The organism is Streptomyces sp. NPDC048650, assembly GCF_043199095.1.
In the GTDB taxonomy this organism is placed as follows: Bacteria; Actinomycetota; Actinomycetes; order Streptomycetales; family Streptomycetaceae; genus Streptomyces.
In genome coordinates this window covers 190,469-205,225 of the sequence record NZ_JBICVM010000009.1, presented here as the reverse complement: position 1 = coordinate 205,225, position 14,757 = coordinate 190,469, and the positions used below count along the sequence as shown (strand labels likewise).

10 protein-coding genes and 3 pseudogenes are annotated in these 14,757 nt (G+C 71.2%); 11 read left to right on the top strand and 2 right to left on the bottom strand.

What is annotated here, in order from left to right:
• Positions 1-142: 142 nt before the first annotated feature.
• Positions 143-1,897 carry a PKD domain-containing protein gene (locus ACGFML_RS25525; RefSeq protein ID WP_393547372.1) on the top strand — a complete coding sequence of 585 codons (1,755 nt, stop codon included), beginning with the start codon at positions 143-145 and terminating at the stop codon, positions 1,895-1,897.
• A 93-nt stretch (positions 1,898-1,990) separates the two neighbouring features.
• On the opposite strand, the gene ACGFML_RS25520 is transcribed toward ACGFML_RS25525, so the two are convergent.
• A complete protein-coding gene (locus ACGFML_RS25520) occupies positions 1,991-2,860 on the bottom strand; it encodes an alpha/beta fold hydrolase (protein ID WP_393547370.1) in 870 nt (289 codons plus the stop codon).
• Between the two features lie 299 nt (positions 2,861-3,159).
• Here ACGFML_RS25520 and ACGFML_RS25515 point away from each other — a divergent pair, with 299 nt between their 5' ends.
• The gene (locus ACGFML_RS25515) at positions 3,160-3,675 is read left to right on the top strand and encodes a CGNR zinc finger domain-containing protein (protein WP_393547368.1); all 516 of its coding nucleotides are present in this window, start codon (positions 3,160-3,162) and stop codon (positions 3,673-3,675) included.
• A 182-nt stretch (positions 3,676-3,857) separates the two neighbouring features.
• Here ACGFML_RS25515 and ACGFML_RS25510 read toward each other — a convergent pair whose 3' ends face one another.
• Positions 3,858-4,601 (bottom strand): hypothetical protein, encoded by a 744-nt coding sequence (locus tag ACGFML_RS25510; protein WP_393547366.1) that lies wholly within the window; start codon positions 4,599-4,601, stop codon positions 3,858-3,860.
• 97 nt (positions 4,602-4,698) lie between these two features.
• Between ACGFML_RS25510 and ACGFML_RS25505 the strand changes: the two genes are divergently transcribed.
• From ACGFML_RS25505 to ACGFML_RS25465, 9 genes and pseudogenes are all read left to right on the top strand, one after another.
• A complete protein-coding gene (locus ACGFML_RS25505) occupies positions 4,699-5,325 on the top strand; it encodes a TetR/AcrR family transcriptional regulator (RefSeq protein ID WP_393547364.1) in 627 nt (208 codons plus the stop codon).
• A gap of 226 nt (positions 5,326-5,551) precedes the next feature.
• Positions 5,552-7,050: pseudogene (locus ACGFML_RS25500) on the top strand (PepSY-associated TM helix domain-containing protein).
• 107 nt (positions 7,051-7,157) lie between these two features.
• Positions 7,158-7,850, top strand: a complete 693-nt coding sequence (locus ACGFML_RS25495) for an ATP-binding cassette domain-containing protein (protein ID WP_393547362.1) — start codon at positions 7,158-7,160, stop codon at positions 7,848-7,850.
• Positions 7,847-9,790, top strand: a complete 1,944-nt coding sequence (locus ACGFML_RS25490; RefSeq protein WP_393547360.1) for a YhgE/Pip family protein — start codon at positions 7,847-7,849, stop codon at positions 9,788-9,790. Before ACGFML_RS25495 ends, ACGFML_RS25490 begins: the two co-directional genes overlap by 4 nt.
• 70 nt (positions 9,791-9,860) lie before the next feature.
• Positions 9,861-10,928, top strand: coding sequence for an ATP-binding cassette domain-containing protein (locus tag ACGFML_RS25485; RefSeq protein ID WP_393547358.1), 1,068 nt, complete (start codon positions 9,861-9,863; stop codon positions 10,926-10,928).
• On the top strand, positions 10,925-11,719 hold the full coding sequence (locus tag ACGFML_RS25480; protein ID WP_393547356.1) for an ABC transporter permease: 795 nt from the start codon (positions 10,925-10,927) through the stop codon (positions 11,717-11,719). The genes ACGFML_RS25485 and ACGFML_RS25480 overlap by 4 nt, the downstream gene beginning before the upstream one ends.
• A gap of 612 nt (positions 11,720-12,331) precedes the next feature.
• Positions 12,332-12,544 (top strand): annotated as a pseudogene (locus ACGFML_RS25475) (sodium:proton antiporter); the annotation flags it as partial.
• Positions 12,541-12,888 carry a sodium:proton antiporter gene (locus ACGFML_RS25470; RefSeq protein ID WP_393547354.1) on the top strand — a complete coding sequence of 116 codons (348 nt, stop codon included), beginning with the start codon at positions 12,541-12,543 and terminating at the stop codon, positions 12,886-12,888. The pseudogene ACGFML_RS25475 and the gene ACGFML_RS25470, both read left to right, overlap by 4 nt.
• Positions 12,885-14,717 (top strand): annotated as a pseudogene (locus ACGFML_RS25465) (proton-conducting transporter membrane subunit). The gene ACGFML_RS25470 and the pseudogene ACGFML_RS25465 overlap by 4 nt, the downstream one beginning before the upstream one ends.
• Positions 14,718-14,757: the final 40 nt, after the last annotated feature.

Here is a 14,757-nt window from a genome sequence, read left to right as displayed (position 1 = left end):
CCTACCGATGCGGGATTCCGGACTCCGTACGAACTGAAATCACCACGAGGACAGGGGTGTTGGCGTGAGATTGCCGTGGACGCGGTGGGTTGTGGCGAGGCGGCCGGGCACCGGCGCGGGTTCCGTTCCCGGCCGGCCGGGGGTGGCCCGTCGCGCGTGGGCGGCGAGGCGTTTCGCGGCGGCCGGCGCGGCCGCCGTACTCCTCGGCCAGCTCCTCGGCGGGTTCCCCGCCGTGGCGCAGACCAGCGCCTTGCCGGGATCGTCGTTCCCCCTCGTCCTCGACGTGGACTTGACGCCGAATCCGGTGTGCAGCGGAGACGTGCGCGGCCGGGTGGAGGTCTACGATCCCGCCGCGGCGAAGCGCGGAGCCGCCGTGGAGTGGCGCGTACGCGCCGGTGAGAAGCGGCTGGCCGGCGGGCGCCTCGACATGGCCGCCGGCATCGGCACGGCGGAGTTCAGGATCCCCTTCGACCGGGTGCCTGCAACCGAGACCGCCCTACAGGTCGACGCCCGTATCGCCGCCTCGTCCGGCGGCCCTGCACCCGGCCGCTATGGCAAGGTCTGGCGGGACAGCGTGCGCCGGGGGTGCGACCCGGTGCGGGTGGCGTCCGTCGGTGACTCCGTGGTCTGGGGGCAGGGCCTGGACCACGACCAGAAATTCCCCTACCTGACCGGCCAGTTGCTCGGCCGCGAGACCGGCCGAGGCGTTCAGCACATGGACTACTCGATCTCCGGCGCGGTGCTGGACGCGCCCGAGCTGCCCGCGGGCAACGATGACGCGGCCTGTCTGCGCACGACGGAGAAGCAGGACCCGGACGGCGACGGGGAGATGGAGTTCGGCGAGGTCACCCAGCAAATGCCGGACGTGTTCTGCCAGTTGGAGAACGCGGGCGCGCAGGCGCGGGCGGCCGGTCACGGCCTCGATCTGGTCGTGATCAACGGGTGCATCAACGACCTCGACCCCTTCTTCGGCATCGGCATCGGCGTCACCCCCGGCTCGGAGAACCTGCCCAAGGCGGTGAAGCGCGAGTGCTCCGGCATCGGCGCGGCAGCGGAGAACCCGGCCAAGAACGTGCCGTACTTCAGCGGCGCGAAGGTCGGATACGGCGGACGCGGGATGCAGGCGGCAATCGAGAAGGCTCACTCCCTGCCGGGGCGACCGAAGGTGATCGTGGCCGACTTCTACTACGCGCTGAGCCGCAGCAGTTCTCCGATCCCGGTACGGACCTGTTCGGCCCCGGGGGTCTCCGGGGCGCGGCTGACCTCCTGCAAAGGCGCCCTCGGCAGGGTGGCCGAGCGCTACGAGCAGTACACACAACTGGCCGATGCCGCCTATCGCCAGGCGGCGGACGCCGCCAACGAGGCGTCCGCGGACGGGCCGTACGCCGTTGCGGCCGACGGGCTGTTCACCGTGGACAACGCCCTGCTCACCCGGAACTCCAAGGTCTGGAACACCCCGGTGACCGACCCGGCTTTTCCGCTGCGCACGCGGGCCTGCCCCGAGCTCAGCCCGACTCCGGCGCAGTGCCTGAGCGCGGCCGTCGGTCACCCCGACATCGAGGGCGCCCGGCAGTACGCCGACGCCTTCCTCCTCAACCCAAGTGTTCGCGAGTGGTTCCACCTCCCCCGGCAGGGGCCTCGGGCGGAGCTCGACGTCCCGAAGCATGTGCATGTCGGCAGTGAGGTCCACATGTCGGTGACGGTGGAGGGAAAGCCGCCCGCCGCAGGTTACCGCTACCACTGGTACTTCGGCGACGGTACGCAGCGGGAGACCGGCGAGGCGGCCGTCACCCATGCCTACGAACGTAAGGGTCCTTGGCTGCCACGGCTCGTGATGACCGGTCAGGACGGAGGGAGCGTCCTCGTCGAATCCACCCGGGACATCACCGCGGAGTGAAGGTTCCGTTCAAGCGAGGTGACGGCTCCGCCCAAGGAGGGTGACGGCTCCGTCCGAGGGGGCGGCTCGCGAGTGCGGGCCGCCCCCTGCGCGTCAGGTGAGGACGCGGCCGAGGAAGTCGCTCATGTGCTCGGTGATGGTCTCGAGGTGGCTCTCCAGGGCGAAGTGCCCGGATTCGAGCAGGTGGATCTCGGCGTGTGGCAGGTCCTGGGTGAATGCCCTGGCGCCGTCGGGGCCGAAGATCTCGTCGTTCGCGCCCCAGACCGCCAGCAGCGGGACCTGCGAGTCGCGGAAGTACTGGTGGACCCGCGGGTAGAGGTCCACGTTGGTCGGGTAGTCGCGGAAGAGCCTGAGCTGGATCTCGTCGTTGCCGGGGCGGTCCAGCAGCGCCTGGTCGTGAACCCAGTTGTCGGGGCTGACCAGGCTGGTGTCGGCGACTCCGTTCACATACTGCCAGCGGGTGATCTCGGGGGTCAGGGCGCCGCGCATGGGAGCTTCGGTGTCCGGTCCGGGCGCCTGTGCGTAGGCGAAGACGCCGTCCCAGAAGGGCTTGACGAAGCCCTCTTCGTAGGCGTTGCCGCTCTGGGTGATGATCGCGGTGACGCGGTCGGGGGCTTGGAGGGCGAGCCGCCAGCCGATGGGAGCGCCGTAGTCCTGTACGTACATCGCGAACCGGTCGATGCCCAGGTGCTGGAGCAGCCCGGAGGTGACGTCGGTGAGGGCGTCGAAGGTGTACGGGAAGTCCTGCAGGGCCGGCATCGCGGACTGGCCGAACCCGATGTGATCGGGGGCGATGACGTGGTAGCGGTCGGCGAGCGCCGGGATCAGGTGGCGGAACATGTGCGAGCTGGTCGGAAAGCCGTGGAGGAGGAGTACGGCGGGCGACTTCGGGTCGCCGGCCTCCCGGTAGAAGACCTCGAGATCGTTGACGGTGGCGGTGCGGTGGTGGACTGCGGAGACCATGTCCCTAACCTCTCTATCGACCTTTGATGGTTATGCATCCAGTCGAGCACGATCGACCTAACCTGTCAAGGTGCTTTTATGGGTTAGTTGAAGATTGCGGTCGGGGCGCCGTCATGCCGGGACGGCAGGGCGGCGGCCCGCCGCAAGCCTCCGCCCGCGAACGGTCGCCGGCCGGCGGAGCCCAGCCGAGGAGACGGATCACCAAAATGCGCTTCTCTCGTCGGATCTCTCGTCGGATCTCTCGTCGGAACGGGTCTTTGTGTAACCTGTCAAGCGAATCGATAAGGTTAGGAGGTGGAATGGTGGCCGGTCGAGAACAGCAGGACGCACTGCTGGACCTCCTCAACACCACGCCGGTGGTCAACGGCGTAGTCCAGGACCAGCTCGCAGACCCGGAAGCCGCCAGGTCCTGGCAGCAGGCCCACGGCGGCCGCGGCACCGCTGACGAGCTCCGAAGCCTCGTGCAGGCGCGCGACGCCCTGCAGGACGTGGTGCGCGACAGTCGGCCCGCCACGTCGCTGGCGCCGCTCCTGAAAGACGTCACCTCCTTCCCGCACCTCTCGTCCGCGGGGGTGTCGTGGGAGCTGGACGCCCCAGCGGAGCGCCGGATGGCGGTAGAGGCGGTCATGGCGTGGAGCGCGCTGCAGGAGGCGATGCCCGGCCGGCTGCGGCCGTGCGCCAACCCGGAGTGCCGGCGGTTCCTCCTCGACCGCAGCAAGACCAACAAGGGCCGCTGGTGCTCGATGGCCGTCTGCGGCAACCGTATGAAGGCAAGGCGCCACTACCAGCGCACCCGCGACGCAGCAGCGGAGTGACTCCCGCAGTTCCCGGACCGAACGATTCTTGATCACGGAATCGCGGCGACACCGGCGGCGGGCGGACGACGTCACCGGGGAAGAGTTGGGAAGCCGGACGGCACCTCGACCCGGCGGACGGCACCTCGGCCCGGCGGACGGCACCTCGGCCCGGCGGGCGTGCTGCGCGAGCGGCGCTCACGTCATTCCACGGCCGGGCCTGCCTGGCGGAACGTCCTCCAGTACTGACGTCGTTTCTCGTCCCTCACGACGACGCCGAGACGGGACAGTTCCGCACGGAGCTCCCGAACGTCGTCGTCGGAGGAGCCCTTCTTCTCCAACGACTCCTGGCGGGCCCTGAGGATGGCGTTCGCGCCCTCCGGGAGTCCGGGAGTATCCGGGACCCAGCGGCGGAACTCGTCCTTGTGCGGATCGGCATCCGCCCACACGTAGTCGTGCTCGGTGAAGGCGTCGGCGACGCGGCCGACGTCCAGGTCGCACTCCTGCCTGTCGAGTTCGCCACCGCCGTGTCCGAGCAGGACGAGGTACTTGCCGTCCCGGAACACTGTGGCGATGGCGGCGCGCGAAAACTCCTGCTCACGGCCCTTTCGTGTGAGCACGACTCGATCTTCCGACAGGCGGATCACCAACTGCTCGTGCTGGGCGACAAGTCCGAGGGCCAGCCCTGCCAGCGAGCCCATGACGGGCAGCCCCGGAGCGGGGATTGACGCGACAAGCCGGGCCGGTCCCTGCAACGGCGCCCACGGCAGCGTCACGAGCCAGCCGGCCAGGAAGCCGACGAGCCAGCCGACGCCCGCCCCCACCAGCACGAGAACGGCGCAGACGCACACGGTGCTCCAGGTCGGCCGACCGAGCACGGTGAGCCGGTCACCCCGCAGCTCCCGCGCCGGCCCCTTGCCCCTGTCCTTGTCCATGTCCATGTCCATGCTCCCCCTCATCCCTGCTGTGGATCCCAATAATAGACCGAGCGCTCGGTCTATTATTGGGATCCGACGGGAATGAACCGACCAGAAGGAGGGCGCGATGAGGACGGTCGACCCAGCCAGGCACCGGGCACGGCGCCGGCACATCGTCAACGCCGCGGCCGAACTCTTCGCCGCCAAAGGCTTCGAGCGCACCACCACGGCAGAGATCTGCAGAGCCGCCGGCATGAGTGCGGGCAACCTGTTCCATTACTTCCCCAACAAGCGGGCGATCTTCCACGCCGTTTTCGAGGACGAGGGGCACGACGGCGCCACCAAGGCCGAGCGTCTCGCCGCCGCCCGCGCCGCCGACGACCCGTGGACCGCCTTCCTCGGCGCCGTGGACCTCCTCGCCGCCCCTTCCACGGAGCCGCTGGTCCCAGCCCTCGTCATGGAGGCGATGATGCAGGCTTACCGCGACCCCGACCTCGAAGCGCTGCTGAGCCGTGACAACGACGAGGAGCGGTCCACCATCACCACCCTGCTCCGGAACGCGGCCGCAGCAGGCCAGATCGACCCCCACCTGGACCCGGACGACACCGCATCGTGGGTGATGGCTCTCATCGCCGCTCTCTACACCAGCGCCGCTACCGATCCCTCGTTCAGCCCGGCCGAACAGCTCCCCACCCTGCGCCTGATCCTCCAACGCTTCCTACGGCCCAACGCCGTCGCTGAACCGGAGCGATGAACCGGATAGCGAAGCCCACCGCCCACCGCCCACCGCCCACCGCCCACCGCCCACCGCCCACCGCCCACCGCAGGTTCACGATCTGAAGTGCGGGTCGGATCTCGACAACCTGCCGTGTGGGCCGCCTCACACCACGCCGCCGGAACTCACACGTTCGTTCGCCCGACACCCTGAACGGCGCGGCAGTAGGACTGGGCCACATCACCTTCGAGCTGGGAGCACCCGCGTGCCCACGGAACAACCTCTCGCCTCGAGCGATACCGGCGACACCTCGGACACCGTCGACTCCGGCGAGCGAGAGGCGACGGTAGGGCGTACCGGGTGGTCCGTCCTTCGCCCGCTGGTGCGGCGACTGCACTTCTACGCCGGTGTGCTCGTCGCGCCCTTTCTCCTTGTCACCGCGGCCACCGGCCTGTTGTACGCCGGTTCGTTCCAGGCGGAGAAGATGATCTATGCGCACGAGCTGAGGGTCCCGGCCGTGAGCGCACGCTGCCGCTGTCGCAACAGGTCGCCGGCGCCCGCAAGGCGCACCCGGAGGGCACGGTCGGCGCCGTACGCCCGGCACCGCAGCCGGGGGACACCACCCGCGTCCTGCTCGCCGACGTGCCGGGGGTGCCCGCCGACCACCAGCTCGCCGTCTTCGTCGACCCGCACACCGGCAGCGTTCGGGGTGCCCTGGAGACGTACGGCGCCACGGGTGCGCTGCCGTTGCGCACCTGGCTCGACGACCTCCACCGCAACCTGCACCTCGGCGAGAACGGCCGCCTCTACAGCGAACTGGCCGCCAGCTGGCTGTGGGTGGTCGCCGGCGGTGGGCTCGCGCTGTGGATCGGCCGGAAGCGTACGCACCGCAAGCTGCGGGCTCTCACACTGCCGGATCGCACCGGCACCGGGCGGCGCCGGACGCTGTCATGGCACGGTGCGGTGGGGGTGTGGGCAGCGGTCGGCCTGATGTTCCTCTCCGCGACCGGCCTGACCTGGTCCACGTACACCGGGGCGAACATCGACTCGTTCCGCCGGTCCCTCGGGCAGGCGACGCCGACCGTCTCGACGGCCGTGGCCGGGGACCATGCCCACCATGGCGACTCCGGAGGCATGGCGGGCATGCCGGACATGCCAGGGATGGGCGGGCCGGAGGGCGGCTCGTCGGGTGGGTCCGCGTCTGCGGACGTGGGCATCGACAAGGTGTTCAGGGCGGCCCGTGCCGAGGGGCTGTCCCACCCCGTCGAGATCGACCTGCCGACGGACCGGGGCACCGCCTATGTCGTCAAGCAGGTCCAGCGCAGCTGGCCCGAGAAGCAGGACGCCGTAGCCGTGGACCCGAGCACGGGAGAGGTCACCGACGTCTCGCGCTTTTCCGACTATCCCGTGCTGGCCAAGCTCAGCCGCTACGGCATCGACCTGCACACCGGCACCCTCTTCGGCATCGTCAACCAGCTCGCGCTGGCCGCGCTCGCACTGGCGCTGATCTTCCTGATCGTCTGGGGCTACCGGATGTGGTGGCAGCGCCGCCCCACCCGCGACCGCCCCCTGTCCTTCGGGCGTCCGGTGCGGCGCGGGGCGTGGCGGCAGGTTCCGCTGCCCGTGCTGATTCCGCTCGCGCTCGTCGTAGGGATGGTGGGCTGGGCGGTGCCGCTGCTCGGCATTTCGCTCGTGGCGTTCCTGGTCGTGGACATCGTTCTCGGCGTGATCGCGCGCCGCCGTGTCCCCGCTCCTGTGGACTGACGGACCCGTCCCGCCTCGGGCACCCGGGCACCGCAGCACCGCGTGAAGAGCATCACAACTGGCGTGCTTCAGGGGTGGGTTGACCGATCCTGGCGAGGACTTGCTGCATGACAGCTGCTGGAGTCGACGTGGTGGCCCGCGGGGCGAGCGTGCGGGGGCCGAGAGGCCCGGTCTTCGAGGGAGTGGACCTGGACGTGCCCGCGGGCGGACTGCTGGCTGTTCACGGCCCGGCCGGTTCCGGGCGTACTTCTCTGCTGCTGGCGCTCGCCGGACGGATGCGGCTCTCCGGCGGAGCCATCCGGGTCGGTGGGTATGTCCTGCCCGCCGAGGGGCGGCGGGTGCGCAGGCTGGTCGCCGTCGCCCGGGCCGCGCCCGCGGTCGATCTCGAAGGGCGGCTGCGGGTGCGCGAGGTGATGGCCGAACGCTGCCTGACCAGCCCGGGGGTGACGGAGCGCCGCATCCGCCAGGCATTCGAGACCCTCGGCCTCGCCCCAAGGGAGGCGGACCTGGTCGAGGACCTCGGCCCGGCCGACGGGCTGCTGCTGGCGACCGCACTGGCCCTCGCCGAACAGCCCGGCGCCCTCGTGGTCGACGACGTCGACGACGGCCTGCCGCCCGGCGCGCACGGACCCGTGTGGGAGGCCCTGCGCCGGGTCCAGGACAACGGTCCCACCGTGCTGGCCGGCTGCCTCCGTCCGCCCCCGCCCGCTCCCGGCCTGATCGCGCTGCTACTGCCGCGGCGCAGCCGGGACCGTCTCCCGGCCGCGCCGGCCGCTGTCCGAGAGGACGTCGACATATGAAAGCCGTCAAGCTGGCGCTGCTGGAACTCCGGCGCTTCCGAGGCCCGACGCGCCGACTGGTCCCCGTGCTGCTCTGCCTGGTGCCGTTGCTGTACGGGGCCATGTACCTCTGGGCGAACTGGGATCCGTACGGCAAGACCGACCGTATGCCGGTCGCCGTCGTCAATCAGGACCGGCCGGCGCATGCGAAGCAGGGTCGCCGGGTGGACGCCGGCGACCAACTGGTCAAGCAGCTCAAGGCATCCGGCACCTTCGACTGGCACTTCGTCGGACCGGACGAGGCACGGGACGGCCTGGAGCACGGCCGCTACTTCTTCACCATCGACATCCCCTCCGACTTCAGCCGCAAGCTCGCCACCGGTGCCGACACCCGCCCGCAGCAGGCGGGTATCCATATCGAACTCAACGATGCCCACAACTACATCGCCGGCATCATGACCGAGGTGGTGCAGAACAAGCTGCAGGACCAGGTCAACTCCGCCACCCACGCCGCCTATGTGCGCAGCGTCTACGGCGAGTTGTCGGACGTGCGCGACAAGCTGTCCACCGCGGCTGATGGCGCCCACCGGCTGGTGGGCGCCACCCGCGTGGCGCAGCAGGGCACTTCCACGGTCGCGTCGGCGACGTCCACGCTGCACCACGGTGCCGGCGGCGTCTCCACCGGGGCGCAGCAGACCGCCCGGGCCGCGGGGCAGATCGACAACCTCTCCGGCCGCCTCGACAGGGCCGCGGCCGACCGCCTGCCCGGCGCCGCCGCTGCTCTGGTGACCACCGCCCGGCTGACCACCGACGGGCTGGACGCGGTGCACACCGCCACCAGCGCCACCCGTAAGGGCACTTCGCGTGCCGTGGCGGACCTCACCGATCTCGCCGATTCCCATCCCGAACTGCGCAACGACCCGGTCTACCGAACGGCCCTGAGCCACGCCCGTGACCTGGATACCACCGCCACCGACCTCGACGGCCGGGCCGCCGCCGCCGAGAACAACGCCCGGCGCTCCCTCGGTGACGCCGAGCGACTCCAGGGCGACATCGGCTCCATCAGGAGTGATGTGCTGGCCCTGCACACTCCGCTCCGCCTCGTCGACACCGGTTCCCACAGCGCCGCCGACGGCGCGCGCGGCCTGGTCGACGGGCTCGACACCTTGGAAAAGGGCTCCGGAGCCCTGCGCTCCGCCGCCGACCAGGCGCACGACGGCGCCTCCGACGTCTCCCGCACCGTGGACGAGGGACTGCACAAGATTCCCCGCACCAGCCCCGACCAGGTCGCCCACGCCGCCGAGGTACTGGGCACACCCGTCCACATCGATCGCGGCAACCTGCACCCGGCGGGGGTCTACGGACGCGGTCTGGCCCCGTTCTTCTTCGGCATCGCCCTGTGGGTGTTCGGCCTCTTCGCCTACCTGTTGCTGCGGCCGCTCAACGCCCGTGCCCTGGCCGGCCGGGTCGGTGCGTTCACCACCGCCGTCGCAGGGTGGCTGCCGGCGGCGGTGCTCGGCGCCGTGGGGGCGCTCGTGCTCTACGGCGTCGTCGACCTCACCCTCGGGCTCAGTCCGGTCCACCGCTTCGGGATGCTCGCGCTCCTGGTCACCGCGGCGGCGGCCTTCGTCGCCGTCGATCACTGCCTGCGCACCGTCTTCGGGGTGCCGGGCGACGTCCTGTCACTGGTCCTGCTCATCCTCCAGCTCACGGCCTCCGGCGGGCTCTATCCGCTGCCTACCGAGCCGGCCTTCTTCCAGGTGCTGAACCCCCTGCTCCCGATGACCTACCTCGTCGACGGATTGCGGGTCACCGTATCGGGCGGGCTCACCGCGAACCTGCTGCGGGATTTCGTCGTCCTCTTCCTCTTCACGGCCGGCTTCCTCGCCATGACCGCCCTCGCCGTACGACGCCAACGGGTGTGGACCGTCGGGCGCCTCCACCCCGACGTCTCCCTGTGAGTGGCGGGCCGTCGGCCGCCGCTTGGTGGGTCGGCGGCGGGAGGCGGTCGGAGAGCCCCACAGGGGAGGCATGGAGACGGCTGAAACCGCGCTGAAACCGCACAAGACCGTCCTCGACGGCGTCGACCTCCACGTCGCCGCGGGCACGGTCTTCTCCCTCCTCGGGCCGAACGGTGCCGGCAAGACGACCGCGGTGCAGATCCTCTCCACCCTCATCGCCGCTGACGACGGCGTGCTGCGGGTGGCCGGGCACGACCTTGCCGCCGAGCCCCAGGCGGTGCGTGCCGCAATCGGCGTCACCGGGCAGTTCTCCGCGGTGGACAGCATGATCACCGGCGAGGAGAACATGCTCCTCATGGCCGACCTGCACCATCTCCCCCGCCGTGAAGGCCGCCGGGCCGCAGCCGAGTTGCTGGAGCGTTTCGATCTGGCCGGGGCCGCGAGGAAGCCCGCTGCCACCTACTCCGGCGGTATGCGCCGCCGTCTCGACCTCGCCATGACGCTGGTCGGCAGGCCGCGGATCGTCTTCCTCGACGAGCCGACCACCGGCCTCGACCCGCGCAGCCGGCACACCATGTGGAACATCCTTCGTGAGCTCGTCGCCGGGGGCGTCACCGTCTTCCTCACCACCCAGTATCTGGAGGAGGCCGACCAACTCGCCGACCGCATCGCGGTCCTCAACCGCGGGCGGATCGTCGCCCAGGGCACCGCCGGGGAGCTCAAACGGCTCGTCCCGGGTGGGCATGTCCGCCTCCGGTTCGCGGAGCCTCAGGCGTACGAGCACGCGGCCGACGCCTTGCGCGACGCCACCCTCCCCCGCGCTCTCGGCGTCGCTCGAGCAGGGGGTGCCCCCATCGAGGAAGCGCTCTCCTTGACCCTCCCCAGCGGCGGCAGCCAACGCGAGCTCCGCGCCCTCCTCGACCGGCTCGACGCGGCCGGTATCGAGGCCGACGAACTGACCGTGCACACCCCCGACCTCGACGACGTGTTCTTCGCCCTGACCGGCGACCAACCCGCCACGTCCGGCACGTCCACCAGTTCCGGCCCGTCCGCCACGTCCACCAGTTCCGGCCCGTCCGCCACGTCCACCAGTTCCGGCCCGTCCGGCACGTCCGCCGCCCAGGAGACCGTCCGATGAGCCCCCTGTCCCTCACCGTGCGCGACTCGTCCACGATGCTGCGGCGCAACCTCCTGCACGCGCTGCGCTACCCCTCCCTCACCCTCAACGTCCTGCTGACGCCGATCGTCCTGCTGCTGCTCTTCGTGTACGTCTTCGGCGACGTGATGAGCGCCGGCATCACGGGCGGCGGCGCCGACCGCTCCGCGTACATCGCCTATCTGGTCCCCGGCATCCTGCTGATGACCATCGGCGGGCACTCCGTCGGAACCGCCGTGTCGGTCTGCGTCGACATGACCGAGGGCATCATCGCCCGCTTCCGCACCATGGCGATCTCCCGTTCCTCCGTGCTGATCGGCCATGTCGTGGGAAGCGTGGTGCAGACGCTGGCGGCCCTGGTGCTGGTGCTGGGCATCGCGCTTGCGATCGGGTTCCGCCCGCAGGCCACCGTGGTGGAGTGGATCGCGGCGGCCGGCCTGCTGACGCTCGTCAGCCTGGCGCTGACCTGGATCGCCGTCGGCGTCGGCCTGGCCAGCCCCACGCCCGAGGGGGCGGGCAACAACGGGACGCCGCTGATGATGCTGCCATTCCTGTCCAGCGCGTTCGTGCTGGTGGACGCCATGCCGGGCTGGTTCCGCTGGTTCGCCGAGTACCAGCCCTTCACCCCCGCCATCGAGACCCTGCGCGGCCTGCTGCTCGGCAGCGCGATCGGCCGCAACGGGTGGCTCGCCGTCGTCTGGTGCCTGGGCCTGACCCTGCTCGGCTACTTCTGGTCGAAGGCGCGGTTCCATCGGGACCCGGCGACGCGCTGATCGCGCACAGCGCCGCCGCCCGCAACTCGGCGCTCCCCAGGGCGGCGTACTCCGACACCGCGTCGGCGTACGCCGCCCGGACCGCGTCCCCGGCGGCCCCGACGGCTTCCCGGGCCCGGGCGGCGGACAGGGTCGGGAATTGCCGCAGTACACGCATCCGTTCCGCCAACGCCATCAGCCGTACGGCCGAGGTGTCGCCCTGGCAGAGACCGGCCAGGCCCAGCGCCCGCAGAACCGTGCCGTACACCGGAAGCTGCTCGGGGGGTCCCACCACGGGCCGACCGGCCAGCAACTTCCGCAGCTGTTCCCGGAGTTGTCCGGACAACCCGTCGAGCGCCTCCAGACTGCCGTACCGGGCATGCGCGGCCAGTGCCGCCGACCGCACCTCCAGCGACCACGGATCCACGAACGATGCGGTGGCCTGGGGCGGGCGCCCCTCCCGCATCCGGGCCACCGCCTGCCGCCACAGTTCGAGCCCGGTCGCGCACGTCGGGCGTGGCGCACAGTACGACGGCCAGGGCCCGTTGCAGGGTGTCCGGCGGAGCGGGCGGCAGCCGGCGCAGCGTGACGAGCTGGCGCACGGCGTGCGGTCCGTAGTTCATGATGAGGGCCGCCGCGCTGCTGACCGGGGCGGCGTTCCTGACCAACTTCCTTCCCTACGACACCTTCAACACGCTCTCCTCCGGGGGCACCGTCCCCCTGCTGAACGCGGCCATCGGCGTGGAGGTGGCGTGCGGGGTGGTCGTGCTGCTGGCCCGTTTCCTGGACCAGGCCGTGGAGATCGAGAGCGAAGACCTGGACGACGAAACGGAGGGCAGAACATGAGTCTGCTGCCGTACGTGATCGCGGCATGGCTGTTTCTGATCGGCTGTTACGGGCTGGCCACCAGCCGCAACCTGATCCACGCCGTGGGCTGCCTCGCGGTCTGCCAGTCCTCGACCTATGTCCTGCTGCTCGCCATCGGGTATCGGGAAGGCGGCACCGCCCCGGTGTTCTCCGACATCGCGCCGGGCTCGCGCCCCGTCGTCGATCCCGTCGTCCAGGCCCTCACCCTCACGGACATCGTCATCGGGGCGACCGTCACCGCGCTGCTGCTGTCCCTGGTGATCCAGGTCGCCAAACGGCACCGGACCGTGGACCCGGACGAACTCTCGGAGCTGCGGGGGTGACCGTCGCACAGACCCTGCCGCTGATCGTGGCCACTCCGCTGTTCGGCGCGGCGCTGCTGGTCGGAGCGGGCCGCCGGCTGCCCCGGTATGCGGCGGAGATGCTGGGATGCCTCTTCGCCGCGGGCACCGTGGCGCTTGCGCTGTGCGCATCGGCCGCCACGCAGTCGTCCACCGAGCGGCCCGTGGAATGGCTGGGCGGGTGGCGGCCGCACGGCGGGGCAAGTGTGGGCATCGTGCTGGTCGGTGACCGCATCGGTCTCGGCCTGGCGGCGCTGGTCTCGCTGCTGGCGCTGGCCGCCTTCGCCTATGCCTGGCGGTACTTCGACGAGCCGCCACGGGGCCATGCGGGCTCCTTCCCCGCCCTGGTGCTGCTCTTCCAGGCGGGCATGTGCGGCTTCTCGCTCACCGGGGGCCTCTTCAACGCCTTCGTCTTCTTCGAGCTGATGGGTGTCGTCGCCTATGCGCTGACCGGCCACCGCGTCGAGGAGGCCCGCGCCGTCCAGGGGGCGCTGGTGTTCGGCATCGTCAACTCCCTCGGCGCCTATGCCACCTTGCTGGGCATCGGTCTGCTGTACGCCCGCACCGGCGAACTCGGCTTCGCCCAGATCGGCCGCGCCCTCGATGCGCACCCCGGCGGGCCGGACGCGCTGGTGATCGCCGCCTTCGTCCTCGTCGCCACGGGTCTGCTGGTCAAGGCGGCGGCGGTGCCGTTCCACTTCTGGCTCGCCGATGCGCATGCGGTGGCGCCGACGCCGGTGTGCATGCTGCTGTCGGGGGTCATGGTCGAGCTGGGCGTGTACGGCACGGCCCGCGTCTACTGGACGGTCTTCGCGGGCCCCGGCGGCATCCCGGTGCCCGACGCGCACCGGGCGCTGCTGGCCCTTGGCGTGCTGACCGCGGTCCCGGGTGCGGTGATGTGCTGGCAGCAGCGCCATGTCAAGCGATTGCTCGCCTACTCCACCGTCGCGCACGCCGGACTGTTCCTCGTCGGCCTCGCGGTGTTCACCCCGGAAGGGCTCGGTGGCGTCGCCCTGTACGTGCTGGCGCATGCCGGGGTGAAGGCCGCGCTCTTCGCCTGCGTGGGCATCCTCCTGGACCGGTTCGGCAGCGTCGACGAGCTCCAGTTGCACGGCAGGGGGCGTGAACTCCCTTGGGTGGCGGGGCTGTTCGGCACCGGCGGACTGGCACTCGCCGGGCTGCCTCCGTTCGGCACCGCGCTGGGCAAGGCCGTCGTCGAAGAGGCGGCGGGCGGCTGGGCGACGGCGCTGTGCGTCCTGGTGTCGGCGGCCACCGGGGGCGCGGTGCTACGGGCCGGGGCGCGGGTGTTCCTGGGGCGGGGACCGGTTCCGGAGAGGGCGGCCCCGGAGCCCCGCCCGGACGGCGCCGCCGAGGAGACGACCGGGATGGAGGAGGAGCCGGAGACCCGTGGTGGGCGGCTCTCCCGGATCCCGGACAGCATGCTCGTCGTGCCCACGGCACTGCTTGCCGGGGCGCTGGCGGTGGGGCCGGTCCCGGCCCTGCGCACAGGCATCGGCCGAGCCGCCGACGCCTTCACCGACCACGCCGGTTACCTCGCGGCCGTCCTGTAAGGGCGAGCGGCGGAGCCCGCGCACACTCCCCCGCCGCACTGGGCCACAGCCGGTGTGCTGTGGGACGTGCTGGCCACCGCGCTGGCCGTGGCGCTCGCCCTCCTGGCCGTGCGGCGGCCCGCACTCCGCGAACCGCCGCGCTGGGCCACACTGCTGCGCCGGCTGCACTCCGGTCACGTGGGCGACTATGTCGCCTGGTTCCTGGCGGGTGTCACGCTGCTGGCGACGCTGGTCGTGTGACGGAGACGCCGGACGGGTGGGGCCCGGACACTCACCCCTC